The sequence below is a fragment of the Thermoflexus sp. genome (assembly GCF_040289485.1).
Lineage (GTDB): Bacteria > Chloroflexota > Anaerolineae > Thermoflexales > Thermoflexaceae > Thermoflexus.
Genome location: NZ_PSLG01000114.1, coordinates 1 through 2,997, shown reverse-complemented (window position 1 = coordinate 2,997; position 2,997 = coordinate 1). Strand labels below are relative to the sequence as shown.

The window sequence follows — 2,997 nt, the reverse complement described above, 5'->3', positions numbered from 1 at the left end:
TGGCTGGCGGAAGGCCTGTTTTATCTGGACCTGGCGGCCCGGCTGGGCCCCCTGCCCCCGGATGCCGCCGCCGCCTATCGCCTGGCGAGCCTCTACCGCGCCGCCCGAGACGTGTGGGGGGTCAGTTGGCCGGAGACCATCCGGCGCCTCCAGGCCCTCTACGCCCTGAGCCCCGGTTATCGGGACACGGCCCGTCGCCTGTTCCAGGCCCATCTGGCCTATGGGGATCTCCTGGCCGCCCAGGGGGACTGGTGCGCGGCGGAGGCCCAATACCAGGCGGCCCGGCACCTGTTCGCCGAGGCCCAGGCCCAGGACAAATGGACGATGGCCCACGCCCGCTGCCAGGAGGCCACCCCGACACCGCTCCCTGGGACCCTGCCGGGGGCCGGCACGCCGGTCCCACCGCCCATCCCCGTTGGGCGTCTGGCGTATTCCCTCTACGATCCCGACCTGGGCGCCGACCGCCTCTACGTGGTGGACGCCGCCGGGCGGGGGCGGGCCATCGCCGTCGGGGCCGATCAGCCCGCATGGTCCCCCGACGGCCGCCGGCTGGCCTATCGGGTGGCCGGCGTGGGGATCTTCCTCCATGACCTGGAGAGCGGGGAGGCTGTGCCCATCGCCGGACCCGGCGCCGCCTGGCCGACCTGGGCGCCCGATGGACAACGCCTCGCCGTCATGGAGGCCTCCGGGACGATCAGCGTCCTGGACCTGCGGAACCCGAAGGCAACGCAACGGCGCGCCGCCGGCCGCTTCCCGGCCTGGGGGCCCCACGGGATCCTGGCCTGGACGGGTTGCATCCCCCAGCGGTGCGGACTCCTGTTGCTGCCGCCGGACGCCTCCGAGCCGACGCCCCTGAGCACCCACGCGAACGACCTCCAGGCCGCGTGGGCGCCCGACGGATCCGCGCTGGTCTACACCACGGACGTTTCGGGGGGCTGGAACCTGGTGGTGGTCACCACCGGCGGCTCCTTCCGGGCCCTGACCCAGGGTGAGGGCCGGAAGGTCGGCCCGGCGTGGTCGCCGGACGGGGCCTGGATCGCTTATCTTTCCGATGCCGATGGCCGGTGGGGGGTTTACCTGGTGTCGGCCGCCGGCGGGGCCCCCCGCAAGGTCCTCGACCTGGGGACCGAGCGGCCCCACCCGATGGAGCAACGCGTGGCCTGGGGCCCGTAGGATTGACGAGCCGTCGGAGGCGATGGCATACTCTGGGGAGGAACCCCGCGCCGGACGAGGTGAGGCGGGCATGGCCATGTCCCTGGACGAGCAGGTCGCTCTCCTCATGCAGGGCACCGAATACGGCGATGAGAACCTGCGCCGCGCCATGGAGGCGGAGCTGCGGGAACGGCTCCAGGAAGGGCGCCCCCTGCGGGTCTACCTGGGGGTGGACCCGCGGACCAGCGATCTGCACCTGGGCCACACCGTGCCCCTGCGGAAACTGCGCCAGTTCCAGGACCTGGGCCACGAGACGATCCTGGTCATCGGGACCTTCACGGCGCTGGTGGGGGATCCCTCGGATCAGCTGCGGGGGCGACCCCTCATGTCTCCGGAGGAGGTGGAGGCCAACGCCCGCACCTACGCCGAGCAAGCCTTTCGGGTCCTGGACCCGGACCGGACGATCGTGCGCTACAACGCCGAGTGGCTCTCCCGGCTGACCTTCGCCGACCTCATCCGGCTGGCCTCCCACTTCACGATCCAGCAGTTCCTGGCGCGGGAGTCCTTCGCCGAGCGGCTGAAGGCCGGCGACCCGATCTTCCTGCACGAGACGTTCTACCCGCTGATGCAGGGCTACGACGCGGTGGCCCTGCAGGCCGACGTGCAGATCGGCGGGGTGGACCAACTCTTCAACATCGTGGTGGCCGGGCGGAAGTTACAGGAGGCCTTCGGGCAGCGCCCGCAGATCGCCATCCTGCTCCCGCTCCTCCCGGGCACCGACGGCGTGCGCAAGATGTCCAAGTCCCTGGGCAACCACATCCCGCTGAACACCACCCCCGAGGACATGTTCGGCAAGATCATGAGCGTCCCTGACGAGGCGATGCCCCTTTACTTCAAACTGCTGACCCGCTATCCGCCCCAGCGCATCGCCGCCATCGAGCAGGGGCTGCAGGAGGGGACGCTGCACCCGCGGGACGCCAAGATGAGGCTCGCCCACGAGATCGTCGCCATCTTCTTCGGGGAGGAGGCCGCCGATCGGGCCGAGGCTCATTTCCGCACCGTGTTCCAGGAGCGGTCCTTCCCCGAGGAGATGCCGGTCTTTGTGGTGGAGGGCCCGCGGCCCCTGGTGGAGGTGCTGGTGGCCGCCGGCCTCGCCCCCAGCCGCAGCGAAGCCCGCCGCCTCATCCGCCAGGGGGGCGTCCGGCTGGAGGGGGAGCCCCTGATGGACGTCGAGGCCGTGCTTCGGCTGGACCGCCCCCGGGTGCTCCAGGTCGGCCGCCGGCGGTTCGTCCGTCTGGTCCCCGGGGGATGAGCGACGCCGGGGCGTCCGTCCTTCCCTGCCCACCCCTTTTCTGCCCTCGGAGGCATCCTATGGAAGGCAAGCGGGTGAGCGAGAGCGAGGTGGTCCTGGCCCAAGTCATGCAGCCGGAATACGCCAACACCCTGGGCAACGTCCACGGCGGCTGGATCATGAAACTGATGGACGAGGCGGGGGCCATCGTCTCCGCCCGGCACGCGCGCCGGCCCACGGTCACGGTGGTGGTGGACTCCATTCAGTTCTGCGCGCCGGTCCACGTGGGCGATCTGGTCCACGTGCGGGCGCGGATGACGCGGGCCTGGCGGACCTCCATGGAGGTGGAGATTCAGGTCGAGGCCGAGGATCTGCTGACGGGGGAGCGGCGGCTGACCGCCACCGCCTATTTTGTTTATGTGGCGCTGGATCGGGACGGCCGGCCCGCCCCGGTGCCGCCCCTCATCCTGGAGACGGAGGAAGACCGACGGAAGGCCGAGGAGGCCGACCGGCGCCGGGCGGAGCGCCTGGCCCGCCGGGAGGCCCTCACCCCA

Annotated in this window: 3 protein-coding genes; all 3 read left to right on the top strand. The window is 71.5% G+C overall.

Annotation, left to right across the window (positions count from 1 at the left end; translation table 11 throughout):
* Positions 1-1,173, top strand: a 1,173-nt coding sequence (locus tag C4313_RS11480) for a hypothetical protein (protein ID WP_352429983.1), incomplete at its 5' end; no start/stop codon positions are given.
* 76 nt (positions 1,174-1,249) lie between these two features.
* The gene (tyrS, locus tag C4313_RS11475; protein ID WP_352429984.1) at positions 1,250-2,464 is read left to right on the top strand and encodes a tyrosine--tRNA ligase; all 1,215 of its coding nucleotides are present in this window, start codon (positions 1,250-1,252) and stop codon (positions 2,462-2,464) included.
* A gap of 59 nt (positions 2,465-2,523) precedes the next feature.
* Positions 2,524-2,997: acyl-CoA thioesterase (locus C4313_RS11470; RefSeq protein WP_352429982.1), on the top strand; the 474-nt coding region annotated here is incomplete at its 3' end.